This window comes from Photobacterium aphoticum (assembly GCF_001029435.1).
GTDB lineage: Bacteria > Pseudomonadota > Gammaproteobacteria > Enterobacterales > Vibrionaceae > Photobacterium > Photobacterium aphoticum.
This window is the reverse complement of sequence record NZ_LDOV01000030.1, coordinates 46,790-65,825: the sequence shown is the minus strand read 5'-3', so window position 1 is coordinate 65,825 and position 19,036 is coordinate 46,790. Positions and strand designations below refer to the sequence as shown.

The 19,036-nt window shown below is 49.5% G+C and carries 17 protein-coding genes; 8 read left to right on the top strand and 9 right to left on the bottom strand.

The genetic code is table 11. The annotated features are described in order from the left end of the window. Positions 1–99: 99 nt before the first annotated feature. Together ABT58_RS24115 and ABT58_RS24505 are read right to left on the bottom strand one after the other, a co-directional pair. Positions 100–699, bottom strand: coding sequence for a hypothetical protein (locus tag ABT58_RS24115; protein ID WP_373300219.1), 600 nt, complete (start codon positions 697–699; stop codon positions 100–102). 204 nt (positions 700–903) lie between these two features. Continuing rightward, complete coding sequence (locus ABT58_RS24505) at positions 904–2,013, bottom strand: methyl-accepting chemotaxis protein (RefSeq protein WP_053063124.1); 1,110 nt, start codon at positions 2,011–2,013, stop codon at positions 904–906. 415 nt (positions 2,014–2,428) lie between these two features. Here ABT58_RS24505 and ABT58_RS16860 point away from each other — a divergent pair, with 415 nt between their 5' ends. Beyond that, on the top strand, positions 2,429–3,091 hold the full coding sequence (locus tag ABT58_RS16860; RefSeq protein WP_047875605.1) for a hypothetical protein: 663 nt from the start codon (positions 2,429–2,431) through the stop codon (positions 3,089–3,091). On the opposite strand, the gene ABT58_RS16855 is transcribed toward ABT58_RS16860, so the two are convergent. The 3 genes from ABT58_RS16855 to ABT58_RS16845 all read right to left on the bottom strand — a co-directional run bounded on the left by ABT58_RS16855 (position 3,040) and on the right by ABT58_RS16845 (position 6,301). Next, on the bottom strand, positions 3,040–3,996 hold the full coding sequence (locus ABT58_RS16855; protein WP_047875673.1) for a LysR family transcriptional regulator: 957 nt from the start codon (positions 3,994–3,996) through the stop codon (positions 3,040–3,042). The genes ABT58_RS16860 and ABT58_RS16855 overlap by 52 nt on opposite strands. Before the next feature lie 196 nt (positions 3,997–4,192). Beyond that, positions 4,193–5,482: an ATP-binding protein gene (locus ABT58_RS16850; RefSeq protein WP_053063123.1), complete on the bottom strand. Its 1,290-nt coding sequence runs from the start codon at positions 5,480–5,482 to the stop codon at positions 4,193–4,195. A gap of 21 nt (positions 5,483–5,503) precedes the next feature. After that, the gene (locus ABT58_RS16845) at positions 5,504–6,301 is read right to left on the bottom strand and encodes a response regulator (protein WP_047875604.1); all 798 of its coding nucleotides are present in this window, start codon (positions 6,299–6,301) and stop codon (positions 5,504–5,506) included. A 205-nt stretch (positions 6,302–6,506) separates the two neighbouring features. On the opposite strand from ABT58_RS16845, the gene ABT58_RS16840 reads away from it, so the two are divergent. Next, positions 6,507–6,965, top strand: coding sequence for a thiol-disulfide oxidoreductase DCC family protein (locus ABT58_RS16840; protein ID WP_053063122.1), 459 nt, complete (start codon positions 6,507–6,509; stop codon positions 6,963–6,965). On the opposite strand, the gene gltS is transcribed toward ABT58_RS16840, so the two are convergent. Then, positions 6,937–8,163 (bottom strand): sodium/glutamate symporter, encoded by a 1,227-nt coding sequence (gene gltS / locus ABT58_RS16835; protein ID WP_047875670.1) that lies wholly within the window; start codon positions 8,161–8,163, stop codon positions 6,937–6,939. The two genes, ABT58_RS16840 and gltS, sit on opposite strands and share 29 nt — an antisense overlap. Positions 8,164–8,829: 666 nt before the next feature. On the opposite strand from gltS, the gene argH reads away from it, so the two are divergent. The 4 genes from argH to ABT58_RS16815 all read left to right on the top strand — a co-directional run bounded on the left by argH (position 8,830) and on the right by ABT58_RS16815 (position 12,722). Then, positions 8,830–10,209, top strand: a complete 1,380-nt coding sequence (argH, locus tag ABT58_RS16830) for an argininosuccinate lyase (RefSeq protein ID WP_047875603.1) — start codon at positions 8,830–8,832, stop codon at positions 10,207–10,209. 93 nt (positions 10,210–10,302) lie between these two features. Next, positions 10,303–11,643 (top strand): anaerobic C4-dicarboxylate transporter family protein, encoded by a 1,341-nt coding sequence (locus ABT58_RS16825; RefSeq protein ID WP_047875602.1) that lies wholly within the window; start codon positions 10,303–10,305, stop codon positions 11,641–11,643. A gap of 281 nt (positions 11,644–11,924) precedes the next feature. Continuing rightward, positions 11,925–12,467: a DUF2975 domain-containing protein gene (locus tag ABT58_RS16820; RefSeq protein WP_047875601.1), complete on the top strand. Its 543-nt coding sequence runs from the start codon at positions 11,925–11,927 to the stop codon at positions 12,465–12,467. A gap of 9 nt (positions 12,468–12,476) precedes the next feature. Further along, complete coding sequence (locus tag ABT58_RS16815; protein ID WP_047875600.1) at positions 12,477–12,722, top strand: helix-turn-helix domain-containing protein; 246 nt, start codon at positions 12,477–12,479, stop codon at positions 12,720–12,722. 71 nt (positions 12,723–12,793) lie between these two features. Here ABT58_RS16815 and ABT58_RS16810 read toward each other — a convergent pair whose 3' ends face one another. From ABT58_RS16810 to ABT58_RS16800, 3 genes are all read right to left on the bottom strand, one after another. Beyond that, positions 12,794–13,579: an AraC family transcriptional regulator gene (locus ABT58_RS16810; protein ID WP_047875599.1), complete on the bottom strand. Its 786-nt coding sequence runs from the start codon at positions 13,577–13,579 to the stop codon at positions 12,794–12,796. A gap of 31 nt (positions 13,580–13,610) precedes the next feature. After that, the gene (locus ABT58_RS16805; protein WP_047875598.1) at positions 13,611–14,171 is read right to left on the bottom strand and encodes a YbhB/YbcL family Raf kinase inhibitor-like protein; all 561 of its coding nucleotides are present in this window, start codon (positions 14,169–14,171) and stop codon (positions 13,611–13,613) included. A gap of 124 nt (positions 14,172–14,295) precedes the next feature. Then, positions 14,296–15,123, bottom strand: coding sequence for an aminoglycoside phosphotransferase family protein (locus ABT58_RS16800; RefSeq protein ID WP_047875597.1), 828 nt, complete (start codon positions 15,121–15,123; stop codon positions 14,296–14,298). Between the two features lie 259 nt (positions 15,124–15,382). Here ABT58_RS16800 and ABT58_RS16795 point away from each other — a divergent pair, with 259 nt between their 5' ends. Together ABT58_RS16795 and ABT58_RS16790 are read left to right on the top strand one after the other, a co-directional pair. Next, positions 15,383–17,077, top strand: a complete 1,695-nt coding sequence (locus ABT58_RS16795) for a hypothetical protein (RefSeq protein WP_047875596.1) — start codon at positions 15,383–15,385, stop codon at positions 17,075–17,077. Beyond that, positions 17,074–19,035 (top strand): RAMP superfamily CRISPR-associated protein, encoded by a 1,962-nt coding sequence (locus tag ABT58_RS16790; RefSeq protein WP_047875595.1) that lies wholly within the window; start codon positions 17,074–17,076, stop codon positions 19,033–19,035. The genes ABT58_RS16795 and ABT58_RS16790 overlap by 4 nt, the downstream gene beginning before the upstream one ends. Position 19,036: the final 1 nt, after the last annotated feature.

Genomic DNA, 19,036 nt, shown 5'->3' with positions numbered 1-19,036 from the left:
CAACGCCAATAAACCGAAAAAGTAAGCCCATAAAAAATGGCCATGGTAGATAACCATGGCCATTTCTTTTTTATATCGCTGATGGATAACGACGAGACGTTATTCTTCTACCACTTCATACGAGTTTTGCATCTCTGCCGGCGCAATGCCGTAACCCGCATCGGTTAGGTAACCGTCTTTGTACACTTTCATGCCTTGTGCGTTCCAGCTCACCGCAATCACCGCCGTTTCACCATCTTCACTGCCCAGCAAACTCAGTACTTCCGGTGTGATTGGAATGGCTTTGATGGTTTTAATGCGTTTGAATGGCATAAAGGTATCGAACATCGGCAACTCACCGTAGGTGTCTACCCACGTCGTTTTAGGCACCAACCACTCGTTATACACCGCGCCGCTGACAGGCACAGGCGCACGGGCAATCACCACGTCTTTACTGATGGTATTTTCTGTTTCCAATAGTGGCTTACCATCGCTTCCCGCCACATAAGTCGGCAACACGCGCCCCAGCTCGGCTTTGTGTGCCAAACGGCCCAGTGTCACCGCTTTTTTGCGGTACACTTGCGCATCATCAAACGCCACCATCACTTGGGGGATCGTTTGAAAAGCCACGGGCGCACTGGCCGTCGTCGCCCAAACAGGCAACGTCGGCAAGCACAGTAACATTAAGGCAAATGCCGTTTTTTTCATTGTCTTCTTCACGCTATTTTTATATCTAATCGTAGACCTCAGCCTCTGGCAAGGCGATGCCTACGTGAAAGCCTGTCTCGCAACCTGTACCAAAGCCGGTTACGAAGCCTCTGCGGCTAATCCTGAATATCTAAATCTGGCCACAAAGCCCAGCCGCCAACACTCGGCGGCATAGGGTAATACGAACGTCTAGTACGGGGAAAGCCCTTCTCGACATTACTGCCGGATATTTTGGCCTTTAACTTGGGCGATTTCTGCTTCCAGATCATTCAGCAAGGTCATCACCGCGCTGGCCGCTCGCTCCATCAGGCTGATGTACTCCACGCCTTGTACCGCATTACCTTGCGAATAAGCCAACAAGGCCTGTTTACCATAGGTATGCACCTGCGCGTGCGGCGTTTCCAATTGCTTATAGGAAGGACACTGGGAAAACAGCTGCTTGCCTCGCCCTTGGTAATACCATTGCCCGAGTCGGCACTGATGGTGACCCGCCACACTACCGTCGGCAAAATCACGATCGCGGATCTTTTGGTAAATCGCCACTTTCCACACCACGTGATCCAACTGTACGAGGCGCAAGAAAATCGCGGAATAACTCTCGTCCACCAGGTTATACAGGGTATCGGTGCTTTTTATCAGTGCGGTAACAATCTCCACCAACTCGGTGATTTTGTCGTGTAAGGTCGCACATTGCACTTCAATGTACTCAGCGCCCTGATGACACGTCTGAGTATTATTGTTAATGGCACTCACACCGCTTTCAATCTGGCTGGCCGCTTCACTGGCACTTAACGCCAGTTTACGCACTTCATCCGCCACCACTGAAAAGCCTCGCCCATAGTCACCGGCACGGGCTGCCTCAATGGCCGCATTCAGGGCCAATAAGTTGGTCTGCTCTGACACACGATTGATCGTCACCACAAAACGGCTGATGTCTTCGGCACTGATCCGCAAGGTTTCCAGAGATTCCCCGCTGTGCTTGATCTGCTCAATCAAATCTTGCAGCGTCGCACGAAAGCTTTCCAAGATGGCGATCCCATCACGGTTATCAGCCACATGCTGCTCTAAATGCAATTTCAAATGTTCTGCTGACATCGCAATGTGTGTGCGGATCTGCTCAACAGGCATCACGGAACTCAGCAAGCTGTCGATATACACGCGCTGGGTATTCATGGCCAGATCATGTTCTTCCGCGAGGATCTGCAATTGGCGGCATTCTTGCTGAGAAGCCTCCAATGATGCCGTCAATGTGGCAATCGTCTGCGCTTGTGCCTCCAAACGCTGATCCCGATCGTCCTTTTTCTTAAATGAAGCCAATCCAAACATAAGGCGTCTATGCTCTCAATGTTAATGCTCTCAATGCTAATATCACGTCACCCAAACCGTGGTTGTTTATCGGCCGATCCGAACTGCCACATCCTTGAGCGATATTTTTTATTTCCACTCAGCCCAGCATTCATTGCGCACGAGCCTATTCCAAATAACGCTATCTATATCTATTTGGAATATGATCAAACGCATAACCGTGAGCGATAAAGATCGTCATACTATAACAACTTTCATTTTTGTCATTAAACTTATTGCTATATATATCAATCGATTAATTAATCACTGAGTTATCGGCGGCACGCTGTATTTCTTTTTGATATGTATCAATAAAACACGTATTAAATGCCCCGTGATATCACAATAAGCGCATAGTGAATATACACATTGCGCATCACAGCACAGAGGAGGCCCTATGATGACCGGATTATCTCACCGCCCGCACGCCCCTTCAGGCACGCCACCTCATCCCCAACACATCATCACCGGCGTCCCGAAAGCCCTCACCCGGCTCATGCATGGCCTGACACTGCTGCCTCTCGTCCATCTCTTGGTGGGTATGCCGGTGTGGTGCCTCTTGATTGCCGGATCGTTGCTCTATTTCGTCGGACTGATCAGCCTGCTGTTGTCTTTTGTCATTCCCATCGACATGCTGCAAGGTCTGGCCATGACCTATACCGTGCTCGGCAAAAGCCTGACCGGCAGCACCTTATACAGCGGCTGGCCATTGCCCATTATGAGCCTGATCCCCATCGCTTACGGGCTGAGCTTGTTATGGCTGAAGCGACACTTTCAACACGCCGCGTTATCGGCATGGGTAAACTATGACATTGATACCCTGTGGCGCGCCGCATGGTTGTCCCTGCTCGCCCTTGCCCTTGGTATCGCCATGACTGACGGTCTGGATAATGCGATGTGGCTATCAGGCCTCATCACCAGTGGCTATTTATTGGTGCGCATTGCGCAGTTTTATCTGCCTTGGCACATGTTCATACAGCGCCGCTTGCTGACGCCAGATCACTCAGATCACGCTGGCGGGGAGGATAAAGGCAACAGTGGCTCAGGGCCGCGTACCTGATTAATGATGAGCTCTCGGAACCATTGATGACTGTGGTCAAAATCAAAGTGCTTGTGCCACATCAACACATAACAGCCCGAATGCAGATCAATCGGCACATCTAAACGCACGAGTTTTTGCTGGCTCATCATGTAGTCGATGTATTTGGCTGGTGCACACAGGATCAAATCGCTGTGCTCACACAGATCCATCGCAGAATGGAAATCCGTTAAATTGACCGCGATATCGCGCTTGAGGTGTTGCAAATCCAGCACGTCATCCAATAACCACTGATCGATCCCGCCAAACACCACCTGCAAGTGACGGTATTTCAGGAAGGTATCCGTATTCCAGGGCTCTTGCAGCAAGGGATGGTTTTCCCGCACCAAACAGATGGCGTGATCGCGCACCAGTTCGACGTAATTCAACGCATCAGGAATATTGTGGATATGCCATTTTGAGCGCGGATCCCACTCCCAACAACTGATCGCCATATCCACTTCACAACGCAGCAGTTGATCTAAACTGTCACGTCGCCAGGTTTTGGCATTGATACTCACCTTGGGCGCTTCGTTCAGCACCGCCGGCATGAAATGGGGATAGGTCAGCGAATAGGCCGTTTCCACCATATGCAGATGGAAAATCCGTTCGCTCTCACGGGGTTCAAAATGGTTGGGACGGGTAAAATGCTCCAGCCCCTGCAACACAGTCCGCAGTTCCGGCGCCAACTGCTTAGCACGCGGGGTGGGACGCAGGCCGTGCGAGGTGCGCTCAAATAACGGATCATCAAACACTTCACGCAATTTGGCGAGTTGCTTACTCACGGCCGACTGACTCAGGTGCAAGCGGGTGGCGGCAGCGGTGACACTTTGCTCTTCCAGCAACACATCCAACACATGCAGTAAATTATAATCAAACCGTGACACTGAATACCCCATCACACTGGTTGTAATTGCTGGCCCTTCTCGTACACGCTCACCCGTTGCAGGCAATCACTTAGCGATATTTCACGTTCGAAAAGGAGAATGGGCGGAGTGTAACGCGCGAGGATCTGCCGTGGCAAGCAATACGCAAATGGCCCCGATTGACTGCCACTAACGCCGCAATCAACAATGCCCTACATCACTGCGGCAACGTAATGGTTACCCGTGCCCCGCCGCTGTCACTGTCAGTGATCGCTAACTGACCATGATGCAAACTGACGATCTGACTGACAATGGACAGCCCTAACCCGTGCCCGCCTGACTGCCGATCACGGGCGCTGTCTACACGGTAAAACGGCTGGAGGACTTTCACCCGCTCAATCTCAGGGATCCCACAGCCGTCGTCATCGACCTGAATCACCAATGCATCCGGCTGCGGTATCACCGTCACGGTGATCGCGTTTTGTGCATAACGACTGGCATTGCGGATCAAATTCGATACCGCACGCTCGATATGGTGGGCATCCAACACCCATGAGCACGGTGACGGACAATGTAACGATACCGGTACTGGTGTGGTCTTTTGCGCTTGCAACACCACACGCTGCAGTAACGCACTGACATCCACACTTTTCAGGGACAGCATGATCCCCGCCGCCAACGAAGAACGCTCCATTTTGGCGTAATACAGCAGCTCTTCAATCAGGGCTTCTAACTCATCCATGTCTTCATTAATGCCCGCCACATAGCTTTGTTGTTGAGCTGACAACTCTGAACTTTCCAACAGATCGAGCTGGCACTGCACCCGAAAAATCGGTGTGCGCAATTCATGGGCAACGGCATTAGAGAGCTGTTTGTGACTGGCGATCAAGGCACCAATTTTATCGGCCATCTGATTAAAGCGCAGATTCAAACGCCCCAACCTGTCTTTCGGGTTTTCCGATGCCCGCGCATGGAAATCCCCTTCCGCAAAGGCCAATGTTGCTCGCTCTAACTGGTTAAAGCGGCGGGCTAACAAGCGGATCATCAACGCACTGTACAATGCAAACGTAAACAAAAACGACAGCCACATCACGGCCACTTTGGTTTCCGCATGCTGCCAGATAGAGGCAGACTCATCCGGTGCCAGGTAATACACACGCGCCCTGTCACCAAACGTCACCCAGTAATGGTTATCACTTTGATAAGCCGTCCCAAGGCGACGGACCTTATTCGCCATTTCAACGGAAAGGGCGGGATCATCCCACGGTACCGGCGTGACCGTTAACCCGTTGCGTTTGGCGAATCCGGCCAGCAAGTTATCCGCCACCGGTTGACCCCGTTGCGCCTCGACGTCATCTAAAATAGACACGACGCCAGAGACGTAGCCAATTTCCACTTCGCCTTCATAATCCGGGGCTAACGTGCGCATGGCAAACGCGAACGCCAATACGCACAGTAAAAACAGCCCTGATACCCCGAAGAAAAATTCTAAATACAGGCGTTTCATTCCCGCTCCTACGTTCCCGTCTTACCAGCGATCTGGCACAAACAAATAGCCTTTGCCTCGTACCGTGATAATTTTTCGCGGCAGTGACGGGTTATCCCCCAGCTTTTTACGCAGGGTCACAATCTTGTTGTCGATGGTGCGATCCAATCCGTCATACTGAATACCACGGGTTTCCAGCACCAGATACTCACGGGTTAACACCTCGTCCGGCCGACAAGCCAACAACCACAGCAAATTAAATTCACTCTCTGTCAGATTGATGGGCTCGCCTGCCACTTCACAACGGCGCTGACGCTGATTGATCAGCAACGCACCATATTGACGCTCTCTTTCCGCTTCTGGGACAAGAGGGGCATCCCCATGAGTCGAGTGGGATTGAGCATTTACAGAGGTATTTGCGAAGGCATTTGCGTTATCCGCCATGTCAATGGGCTCGTGACTCTCAGCGTCCATGTCTGGCGCACCTCGGCGTAGCAACATGCGCACCCGGGCTAACAGTACGCGGGGTTTAATCGGCTTACAGACAAAATCGTCCGCCCCAATTTCCAAACAGGCGACGTGATCGATATCGTCATCGCTTGCGGTGAGCATCAAAATTTTACCGCTGATGTGTTCGCGTACCGCTTTGCAGACACTCAACCCATCCATGCCCGGTAACATCAAATCCAAAATCACGATATCCGGCTGCACAGCCTCAATCACAGCTGGCGCTTCGGCACCATCATTCACCTCAGTGACATCAAACTGCTGTTGGCGAAAATACGCCGCAAGAAGTGCACACAGCTTGGTGTCATCTTCCACCAAAACCATTTTTGCCATCCGGCTACCTCATTCTTTCTTAGGCATTAATGCGTTATCTCTTAGTAATCATAATGGATAGCCGTCACAGATAGATACCTTTAAGACATAAATGCCATTTTCTGCTTATAAAATGACGCACAAATCGGCAAGAATTGTTGAAATGATCGACAAGACACAACCACACGTTAATACTGACAGGTGAACACAACCAAAGGACGATGGCGTGATTTTTACTTTGTTTTATGACGGACGCTGCCCACTGTGCGTGGCAGAGATGAAACAATTAATGCAAGCCGACCACCAAGGCTTACTGCGTTTTGAAGACATCATGCAGCCGGATTTTACGGCACGTTACCCTCATATTGTGCCAGAAAAAGCCAGTGCGATTTTGCATGGACAACAGGAAGACGGCACCCTGTTGTTAGGGTTGGATGTGACAGAATTAGCCTGGCGCAGCGTGGGGCAAAAACGGTGGATCCGTCTGTTACGCTGGCCGGGAATCCGCATTGTGGCAGACTTTTGCTATCGCATTTTTGCCAAGCACCGCTACCGTTTTTCAGCCTTACTCACCGGACAAGCCCAGTGCGAGGCATGTACCCTGCCCCGCACCGCGCAAGAAGCCCCAAGCTGTCCTTTACCCACTATCAAGACCACTAAAAGTGCGATAAAAAGTAAGGAATGATCAGCGCATTAGCCAAATCAATAAAGAACGCACACACCAGCGGAACAACAATAAACGCCAAGTGCGAGTTACCGTACCGCTGGGACACCGCCGACATGTTTGCCATGGCTGTCGGTGTTGAACCTAACGAGATCCCACCAAAGCCGGCGCAAATCACCGCCGCATCGTAATTTTTCCCCATCGCAGGGAAAACAATGAACAGGTTCACCAGCACGGCCACCACGAACTGCGCGGCCAGAATGGCAAAAATAGGCCCCGCCAGATCAATCAGCGTCCACAACTGCATGCTCATCAGCGACATTGCCAAAAACGTGCCGAGAGAAATATCGGCGATTAACGCCACCGCCGGTTTACGTGCCGGCCAGCGCGTCCCGGTAATGCGGCGAATACCTGTGCCGTGGATGAGGTTGGTCATCACAATACCGGCGAACAAACAGGTCACGAACAGCGGCAATTGCAGCCCGGCACTGGCAATCAGTTCATTAAAGATATACCCGACAATGACGCAGATATGTATCGCAAAGATGGCATCCAAAAAATCAAAACCGGTGATTTTGCCGTTGTCAGTATCTTCTGCGACCCCCACATCCAGCGCTTCTTTCTGAGCGGGTTTTAAGTCATAACGGGTGATCAAAAACTTGGCGATAGGCCCGCCCATTAAGCTTGCCAAAATCAAGCCAAAGGTGGCACAGGCAATACCAATTTCCATCGCATTACTGATAGCAAAATTCTCGGCAATTCGTGGCGACCACGCAATGGCTGTCCCGTGCCCGCCAATTAAGGACACACTGCCGCCCAGCAAGCCAACAGGGCCATCCAGCCCAAACAAACCGGCCATGCCAATCCCGGTCAGGTTTTGCACCAGCATGTAGCCAATCGTGATCGCAAGCAGTATCACCAAAGGTAAACCGCCTTTCACCAAATCACGCAAGCTGGCATTGATCCCGATGGTGGTAAAGAAGTACACCAGCAACACATCTCGCGCGATCAAGGTAAACTCAATCGCAATGCCAAACGCCGCGTATACCAGCGCGATCAACACAGAAAACACGATCCCACCCGTCACGGGCTCGGGAATGCTGAACTCCTTCAACGTCGCAAACTGGTTATTCAGCTGACGCCCCACGAACAGCACCAAAATCCCTATCGTCACCGCGAAAAACGAGTCAAACCGCAAAATGCCGTTTGCCCAATCCATGTCCATATCCCTCTCCTTGTGAACGTAAACACATACCTGTATCCACAGTAGCAAACATTGCTGTATTGGAGGTAAATAAGCGACCGAAGGTGAGAGGAAAAGCAGGGGGCGCCTTCTACCCCGTTTTTTCCCCGCCAAACCTCAAATAAAAACAGCGTACTGCAAACCTGTTACATTACAGATGGTGATATCGAGCAATGAAATATTTTAATTAAAATACTATTTTATAAATAATGTGACCTCTGACTCTTTTATTAATAACAGAAAAATATATTGTGCCTCCATTGAAAAAGGTGAGACACGGTTTTCTCACCCGCGCCACTGTAAAGGATTCGCTTGTGCCAAAAGGTCTAACATTTCAAGGTAATTATCGTCGATTGAACTTTGATTCAATTACCTAACCTTCTTTTTGTTAATAATTATTAGCAACTTTCGCTACTTTTATTAACACCCGCATTTTTGCCTACGGAACAAACCTACTACATTCTATCTGTTTGTATTTACGGGTTAACTGTATCTATTCAATGCCATTATGGCTATTGGGTTTATTTTCCGCTTGCGCAAAATCGTTATCAAATTTGTTTTTTCTGTTATGGATTTTTATTTAATCCAGACGGGATTTTATTGCTGTAATTTTTAATTTAATTAATTTTGTACGAGGTTTTTATGTCTTCCAAATTGTGGGGCGGTAGATTTGATCTACCAACAAATAAACTTGTTGAAGAGTTTAACGCAACGATCCTAATTGAAAAGCGCCTATTCCCAGTGGATATTAAAGGCAGCATTGCACACGCAACCATGCTGGCCAAACAAAACATCATCACTCAGGAAGAAGCCGACCTGATTATTTCAGGCCTGCAAGCGGTAGCGAAAGAAGTCGAAGAAGGCCAATTCGTTTACGACACCGCTGACGAAGACGTGCACATGTCTATCGAAAAGCGCATGACGGAAATCATCGGTCCTGTCGGCGGTAAACTGCACACCGCACGTAGCCGTAACGACCAAACCACGCTGGACTCAAAAATGCACATGCGTGGCGTGATCCAAGAAAACCTTGCGCTGATCCGCGAAATGCAAAAAGTGATCGTTGAGCGTGCGAAAGGCGAAATCAACGTCATCATGCCAGGTTACACCCACCTGCAAACCGGCCAGCCAATCCTGTTCTCTCATTGGATCATGGCGTACTTCTGGATGCTAGAGCGCGACTACTCTCGCTTTGAAGATCTGTACGAGCGCATGGGTCTGTGTCCACTAGGCTCTGCAGCACTGGCAGGTACCACGTTCGACATCGACCGCTTCTACACGGCTGAGCTACTGGGCTTTGATGCGCCAACACCAAACAGCATCGACTCCGTAAGTGACCGTGACCACATGGTGGAATTCAACGCAGCAGCGGCTATCTGTTTCATGCACCTGAGCCGTCTGTCTGAAGAATTGGTACTGTTCTCAAGCCAAGACTTCAAATTCATTGAACTGTCTGACGACTTCTGTACTGGCTCAAGCATCATGCCACAGAAAAAGAACCCGGATATCGCAGAGAAAATCCGTGGTAAGACCGGTCGTATGTACGGCAACCTGATGGCGATCCTGACCACCATGAAGGGCTTGCCTCTGGCGTACAACACTGACATGAGTGAAGACAAAGAAGCGGTTTACGATTCAATGGATACGCTTCAGCTATCACTGCAGGTGATCACACCAATGATCGAGAAAATGGTGGTATTGGAAGCGAACACCCGTGATGCGGCTGACCGTGGTTTCTCAGTGGCAACCGATATGGCGGACTACTTGGTACGTAAAGGCCTGCCATTCCGTGAAGCGCACCATGTTGTTGGCTCTGCGGTGAACTACTGCATCAAGCACGACAAGAAACTGAACGATCTGAGCCTGGAAGAGTTCCGTGACTTCCACCCATCTATTGAAGAAGACATCTACCAAGACATCACGCTAGAAGCCTGTGTATCTGCCCGTATTTCTTTCGGCGGTACGGCTCCACAAGCAGTATTGGCACAGATCGAACGCGCTGAATCCATCATCGCAGAATAATTCTTCTCTCAAACAACCGCTCATCTGCTCGGTGAGTGGTCAGACAGACAGTGAACGGGATGACGCGCAGTGATCCCGTTTTTTGGAGTAACTATGAGCATTGAATTTTGGCTACAGCTGGCTGTAGTTCTGACCTGTATCGGCGTGGGTGGCCGATTTGGTGGCGTCGGCCTGGGTGCCGCCGGTGGTTTAGGGGTATGTATTCTGGTGCTGGGCTTTGGCCTGCAACCTGCGTCTCCGCCAATCACCGTATTGCTGATCATCATCGCGGTTATCGCTTGTACCAGTGTGCTGCAAGGGGCGGGCGGTCTGGATTTCTTGGTGCGTGTGGCCGAGAAATTACTGCGTAAAAAGCCAAGTGCCATTACGTTTTTGGGGCCGTTGATCTCCTCCATGTTTGTGGTGTTCTGTGGTACCTCTTACGTGGCGTTTGCGGTGTATCCGGTTATCGCGGAAGTGGCGGCGGAAGCAAAAATCCGTCCTGAACGTCCAATGTCAATGGCGGTTATCGCCTCAGGTATCGCTATCACCGCAAGTCCTATGAGTGCGGCAACAGCAGGTATGATTGCGACCCTGTCCATGTACGGTGTGTCTTTCTTCCAGATCCTTGCAGTGAGCATGCCAGCATTTGTGATCGGTACCCTGTGTGGTTGTGCCTTCGTGTACAAGCGTGGTGCTGAACTTGAAAATGATCCTGAATTCCAGCGTCGCGTGGCCTCTGGTGAATACCAAATGCTACACGAAGACGAAGCGGTCATGGCTGAACGCGCAGAATACAAGCCAACTAAAACGGTAAAACTGAGCGTATTGTTGTTCGGTTTAGGCGTAGCGACTGTCATTCTGTTCGGTACGTTCAAGTCACTGCTGCCATCTTGGGACATCGACGGCAAGACGGTGGTACTGTCGACGCCAATGCTGATCCAGATGGTGATGCTGGCGTGTGCGCTGTTCATTATCATCTTCGCCAAAGTGCCAAGTGATAAGTTCGCCTCAGGCTCAGTATTCCGCTCGGGTTTGATCGGTGTCGTGGGCGTATTCGGTATTTCCTGGATGACGGGTACGTTCTTTAACGCGTATCAGCCATTCTTTGAAACCACCTTTGAAGGCATGGTAGAAAGCGCGCCAATGATGTTCGGCCTGATCTTGTTCTGCTTCTCAGCGGTCATTTTCAGCCCGTCTGCAACGGTATCGGCACTGATGCCTTTGGGCGCCGCGATGGGTATTCCACCTGCATTGCTTGTTGCCCTTTACCCTGCGACTTGTGGTGACTTCATCGTACCGGGTGCCGGACAAATCGGCTGTGTGTCTTTCGACCGTACCGGTACCACCAAACTTGGCACCTACGTGGTCAACCACAGTTACATCCTGCCAGGTTTTGTCATGGTGATTTCTGCCGTAACCGCTGGCTACTTTATTTCTAAGATCGTGTTCTGATCGCTGAAATAATGTAAACACAACATTTCACACTTCAAGAGGGATCAACGATCCCTCTTTTTATTCCCTCACGTTCATTCTTTTACACTTTATTGCCTCTTCGTTTCTCCGCATTAATGCTATCCCCTACCATCAATAACATCAGTTACAACACATTTCAAAAACCCATGAGAGCCATCGTAAAACAACTGTAATTTATCGTTTTACGATAATTATTTATTGATAGAAGAAAAGTCGATACGTAAGGTCAGCACATGATTATCCAACAAAGGAAATGTTTTATGTCAGCGATTCAAACGCAATGCCGCCGTATTCGACAACTATTTCAAGGTCTGTTAGTGCTAGTACCCATCATGACCTGTTACTACTGGGCCACCATTCATACTCAATATGATGCGCCATTGGCTATTATTGCGTTTACCGACACCATTGCTGAATACACTCAGCAACCTCTTTCGGTCACAACACGCGTCTTGGCAGCACTGGCCAGCCTGTTACTTTGCAGCATAATTATGTATGCATTAACCGTGCTGATCCGCCTTTTTCACAACTATGAAAACAACAACATATTTACGTTGGAAAATGCACAGAGCTACAAAAAATTAGGGATGACTATTTTTTATTGGGTTGGGGGCTCTGTCGTATACAGCACGGTGATATCGGTCATTCTGTCTTTCAACAACCCTCCTGGAGAGCGCCTCATCGTACTGGGCTTTAACGGTATAGATGCCGCTACTGTCTTATTGGGGGGAATTCTCTTGATCATTTCATGGGTCATGCTGGAAGGCTATAAACTGGCCGATGAACAGCGTCACACGGTTTAGGAACAAATAATGACGATTCGAATTCATTTAGATGTCATGATGGCAAAACGAAAAATGCGTTTGAAAACCTTAGCGCAAGCCGTCGATATTACCGAGGCAAATTTATCGGTGTTAAAAAATGGCAAAGCCAAAGCCATACGTTTATCAACACTCGATAAGCTGTGTGAGGCTCTGGACTGCCAGCCTGCCGACATTCTCGCATTTGAAAAAACATCGACAGAAACTGATACCATTTCCACGACAGAAACGGCATAACAGGCTGTCACGTTAACACATAACAAGCACGAAAAGGGCATGTCAAATAACATGCCCTTTCACTTTAGCTTTTACACATCAGCAGATAACGTTTTTAAATACCCGCTCGGCGTTACGCCAAACTTCCCTTTAAAACGCTGGCTGAATCGCCCTTCAGATTGATAGCCACAACATTGTGCCAGCATGGCGACATTGGTCTGTCCCTGCTGCATTAAATACAACGCATGATTTAAACGCACTTCCGCCAGCACATCGCGATATTGCCGCCCTTCCGCTTTTAGTTTTCGAATTAGCGTGGCGCGGCTCATGGCAAAATGGGTAGCCGCCTGCTCTAGCGGATGTTCCTCATCGGGCGAATGCGACAAATAACGGCTGAGTTGCTGGCTGAACGACAACGTGGTTTCCGGAAAGAGCAGATGCAATGTCCCCTGCTCTGCCAATTGTTGATAAAGCCCCATGACCCAATACGTTTGGGTCGCTTCACTCATGGTATTGAGATCGAACGAAAACAGCGCATCAAGTGTGGCGTTTAACGCCGTATCAATACGGATTATCGGTGATGTTTCAGGTTGAGGGCGAGACTGACTCATGGCCAGCATCGCCTCTGTCGGCTGACAATGAAAACTGATCATGCGTGACAGAAAGCGGCCTTGATGCGGCACATTATCAAAACTCAATGAGGCAGCCGCTTCACATAACAGTCCAGAAGAGGACACGACCTCCTGCGTACTGTCTTGCCAGAACAGACGTTTACTGCCCGACAGAATGTGGATCAGACTGGGAGAGTGGATCCGCACATTGCGCAGCGGTTGTTGCTGCCCGGCACGAAACCATGTCGTTTGATATTGGTGCGCCATCACGCTCCCCCTTGTCTTATCTTGTTACGGCTTATCGGGTAAAGGTTGCTGTTAACTTAGCCTTACCTAATGCCATGTTATTCAACGTAAAACCAATCACTGCTGGCGTGGTGTTAGGACCCACATTCAACGTCGCGGTTGGCAACGCCCAAACCGTAAACTGATAACGGTGCATACCGTCGCCTTTCGGTGGACACACGCCGCCAAAGCCTGTGGTGCCGTAATCAATACGGGCTGTTTTACCACCGATTTTGTTGATATCGACGCCGCGAGGCAGGGCCGTCACATTCGCCGGAATATCATACGCTACCCAGTGCCAGAAACCACTGCCAGTCGGTGCATCCGGATCATAAGCGGTAATCGCAAAGCTCTTAGTGCCTTTTGGCGCATCTTTCCACATCAGTTGTGGTGACTGGTTACCGCCATCACAGCCCCAGCTGTTATATTCAAAGGTCTTCGCCATCGGGTGGCCTTCCTGAATATCCTTACTGGTCAGCTCAAACGCATTGGCTGATTGTGCCACCAGCAGGCTCAGTGACAGCATAGACGCAGCCAATACAGGGGTTTTGCGGAAAAAACGGGCGGTCTTCATGGGTCATCTCCTTCTCTTAAGTTCGAGAGCAAGTGTACCCCAGCCCTTCCACACAAAGCGGACGATAAGTATCAAAGAAAACACAATACACACCGATTATGATACTTTTTGCAATTTCACGGAGTTATTCATGATCCGACGTCATCAATATTCCCTGCGTAATCGCCACCGCATGACGTTGGATATAAGCAATATCAGCGACATACGCCAAATGGTGTCCATCGACAATGTTGGCAGCAAACTGTACATTGCCGCTATTCGCTTCCGTGTGCATGAAATCCACCAAAGCAGTTAAGCGCTCAACCATCGCGGCGGCGAGAGCTGCTCGCTGCGCTTGGGTTACCCCATAGCTGTCACAAAACGCTTTTGCACGAAGAATCTGATCGTCTAACGTCCCAAGCCTGTCTGCTTCGTGGGTCTTAAACGGCGCCCAGCAGTAGATCGCATAAGCCAAATCCCACAGCCGTGGCGCGGGATGAGCGGTATCAAAATCAAATACACCGACGACTTGGCCTTGCTGCAGCGCGACGTTATAAGGCGCGAAATCCCCGTGACAGATCACCTCGGCGGGTTCCCGTGGCGGCAACATCCAAATACGCTCATCGACGCCTGTAGTGAGAAAAGGCGCTGACAAAAAAGACACTGACGCATCATGAATACGGCGCAGTAACGCCCCCGCCGAAGTCAATGCATCCAAATGGGCAATATCGCCCGTCAGCGGATAATTGAAGGTCTCTCCCGCCACAAACGTCAGGCGTTCTTGATCGCCTTCAATGCCGACACAACGGGGCACTTGCGTGATGCCGTGTCGGTGTAAATGATCGAGATACCGATGAATGGTTGGCGACCACGGCGACAGTGGTCGCAACACGTTGTCGCCGTCGTGAACAATGGCATCAGCCCAAATTGATGATTGATTCGGCGTATTTTCGCTATCACTTAATCTTGTCATTCACTGTCCTTAGCACCATTAATTTAGCTCATGCATTTTAGAGTCAATTATCAATGAATAAGTCCTCGTATTACAAAAACGTGAGGCGAACAACAATACTTTTACATCGCTATCTCATGCTCTCTTCCCTTTGCAGCTCCTGTCTCAAAATCTACATTTTTCCCAAAAAACAGCATCTTTACATGGCGGCAGCTGATTAAATATTAATCGCAACGACTGGTCATCCTATGGTATGCACACCCAATTCAGGGAGGAAGAAATGTCGCAACATAAATCCTATTTAAAAATAGAAGCGGTCAATATCTATAACACCATCCTAGATACCAACCAGCTCAGCGTTATTCGTGGCAGTAGCCATTTATTAAAAGACGCAATAGAGAAATTTGAAGTCTTTGCGAAAGAGTTTTGCAATAAAGAAAAAGGCGAAGCCATCTCTGCAATTACGCTCGGCGGCTCAACCGGCATTTTCGAAGTGACAGGCTTATCGCTTGAAAAAGCCGAATCGTTGGCCTGGCAAATGCTGGATCAAGTCCATGACGGTTTAGCACTCACTGACATGTTCAGTTTTACCGTCAATACGGCATCGGCGACAGATTACCTGACCGCCAAAGAAGTCTTATTCGCCAAAGGCCGGCACGACCAAGCCACACAGTTTAGCAGCGCCATCTTACCCGTTCAGCATAACGCCCACGCTGCCTGTGCCTTGAATGGTGTACTCCCAGCGGATGTGACCCGTCATTACATCAAAGCAGCTAAAGGGCATGCCATTAGCCGAAGCACACATTATCGCTATCAATATGGAAAAGACTTAAAAACGAGCCTGTATAATCCAAAGACATCCAGCTCTGAGGAAAAACATCACGTCAGCAATGTATACGCCTTTCCCAATGATTTAGAAGCGCTGGCTGGTACCCATGATGTACTCAGTTTGAATGGCAAAGTGGCCGTTATCTATGCAGACGGCAATAGCTTCGGCAAAATTCAGCGCAATATCATCAAATCAAAAATGGGGAATGCTGAACAAATCCAAGCTCAGCGTGACTTTGATGTCGCCCTTAAAGCAAAACGGGATGCTTACCTTCAATCATTAGTGCAGTTTCTACAGATTCAGGGGGCTATCCAATTTGATGAAGGTGGCTCTTTTATTCCATTAGAAACGCTCTTATGGGGCGGCGATGAAATGACAATTGTGGTCCCAGCCTGGCTGGGTTTTCGCGTTTTAGATCACTTTATTTCGGACTATGGCACTTTCGATATCAATAAAAACATACTGACCCATTCTATTGGCATGGTGTTTTGTAGCCACAAAACACCGATTCAAAAAGCGCAAACGGCCGCTATCTCACTGGCAGATAACATTAAATCACTCGAAAATGGCCGCAAGCACACCTATTTCGATTATATGGTGTTGGAATCTATCGACTACCCCACCCAAGCGTTATCCGAATTCTGGCAGGCACAATACGGTGAGATAGCCAAATACCGAACCCCCTTGGCATTAACCGATACTTTCCGTTTAGGCGGCAATGGCGATCCCAATATCTGCCCTAACCTAAAAAACCAACTCGACGCCTTACCTCGCGCTTCTATGTATCACTTGGTAGAACAGGCCATTGCCACTCAAGCGGCCGAGATTGAAGCACAAGGATCATCATCACAACAAGAAAAAGCCAACCGCAAAGGCACCACAGCTCAATTAGGGGATGCCTTAAACAAAGTGCTGTACAGCAACGGCGAGGATCATCAAGAGAGCATCAAGTATCTACTGACACTCTTCACCCCCCTATCCATCAAGGTGAAAGACAAAGAAGAAGATGAACAGCCGACCATTGAAACACCTCGCGAATATCAAAACACCAATACCCTATTCTGGATTCACCTATTGGAACTGTACGACTACCTCGCCCCAGAGCACCCTAAAACAACCCACTATCAAGCCGGAGGCCACCTATGAAAGATTACAATGTGACTTTCACACTCACGCTTGTTGCCCCTTTTATCACTAAAGGCGTTGGTGCCATGCGCTTTGGGCTGGATACTTTTGCCCAATCTAAAGACGGCAAGCTACTCATCAACGGTACCTTACTCAAAGGCAATATCCGCCATAAACTCGAACAATGGCAGCACTTAGTGCCGAGTGACCCACTCACCTCCGTCCTCATGGAAGGGTTTGGCAACAAAAAAAATGACGTCCCTAAACATACTGAAAAAGGACACAATGAACCCCCTTACACCAATGGGCATTTGGTCTTTCCATGGCATTTAACAGAACTGTCTTCAGATGATGTCGACACCACTGAAAGTACGCGCCGTGAAACTAAACACTACCGAATCGCAATTGATCAGGACACGGGTACCGTTAAAAAAGGGCACATTCAGGTTATTGACGCAAAATACCCCCCCAATACCCGCGTCACCTTCGAGGGAATGGGGTATTTCAAAGAAAGCGCCGCATTAAACGCCACCACACTGGAAACATGGCTCAACAAAGCCATACAAGATATCCGCGCACTGGGCGCGTTCAAAACCGTTGGGTTTGGACAAATCGCAGACATCAAGGTGAAGTTTGATGAAATAAAGCCAGCCTCTGATCGGCAAACATCTACGCAGCTATCAACCACAAACCTGTCAACCACACACCTGTCAACCACGCTGTCAGAGCAAGCACTTACCGTCGCCTTTTCGGCTGACCGACCACTCTGTTTTGCCCAACCGCGCAGTAAAACGAACAACACCTTCACCACTTCAGATGACATTCCGGGCAATGCCATCAAAGCGTGTATCGCCAACAGCACGGACTTCCGTCAATTAGTCAGTGATCACCCGCTCAAAATCTATTTTGATGAACTGGTGGTCAAACACGCGCTGCCGGTACCTTCTGTCAATAACGGCAAAGGGCTGACTCGACCACAATCACCCCCCTTATCGCTACAATGCTTCAACGTCGGCAAGAAAGACATCTTCATTAATGCCGCCACTTGTGCCACGCCGCATGCCCTAAAAAGCAGCGCAGACATTGTCGCCGGCGCCTTTCCAACCGACTACAAATCCGCCCCCGATACCGCGACAAGTACGGCCTTTAACGTCAACGGCTATGCCCCAAAACGCCACCTCAGCGTCCACACGGCCGTCGATGCCAACACCCTGTCAGCGCAAAACAGCCAATTGCATGCCATTGAAGTCGTTGATAACACCGACACGCAATGGGTAACCGCCTTCTCGCTCCCTCCAACAACGGCAGCAACTCATGCGGAACAACGTCAGCTTAGCCTCACATTGCAAACGCTATTAAGAAAAGGGCTATTGCAAGCCGGTAAAACCAAGGCAAAGCTCACTGCGATGCACTTTGACAACATAGCATTACCGTCATTAGACCAGCATGGCTTGCAGCCCGATGGGCTATTTGTAATCAAACTGGAAAGTGATGCACAGCTGTTTACACATGAGCAATTACAACAGCACGCTTCAACGCCTCGTACGGCGCTGCAGACATTGCTCACCCACTATTTCGACCAACACTTTACCGTCGATGGCCAGCGTCAAGTACAACTTCTCGCCTTCCATGCAGACACAAAAGTCGTCGGCGGGGATTACCTCTATCACCGTTTCCGTACATCTGAAGATCACGCATATCACAGCCACATGTTGGTCACCGCCGGCAGCACCTTTGCCTTTAAGGTACTGGCACAAGATGTCACGGCACTGAAACAACAACTGGCCGCATATTGCCACAGCGGATTGCCCGTCGCGTGTAACACGCTCTCTTGGCGCTCCACCCCTTATATGCCGCAAAACGGCTTCGCCGAGATCAGTGTCATGACGACATACCAAGCCACGTATAACCAAAACTCAAGCGCCCTGAAACAAACCGGTTACCGCTTTGGTCCCGTCAATGACACAGAGACAGCATAAG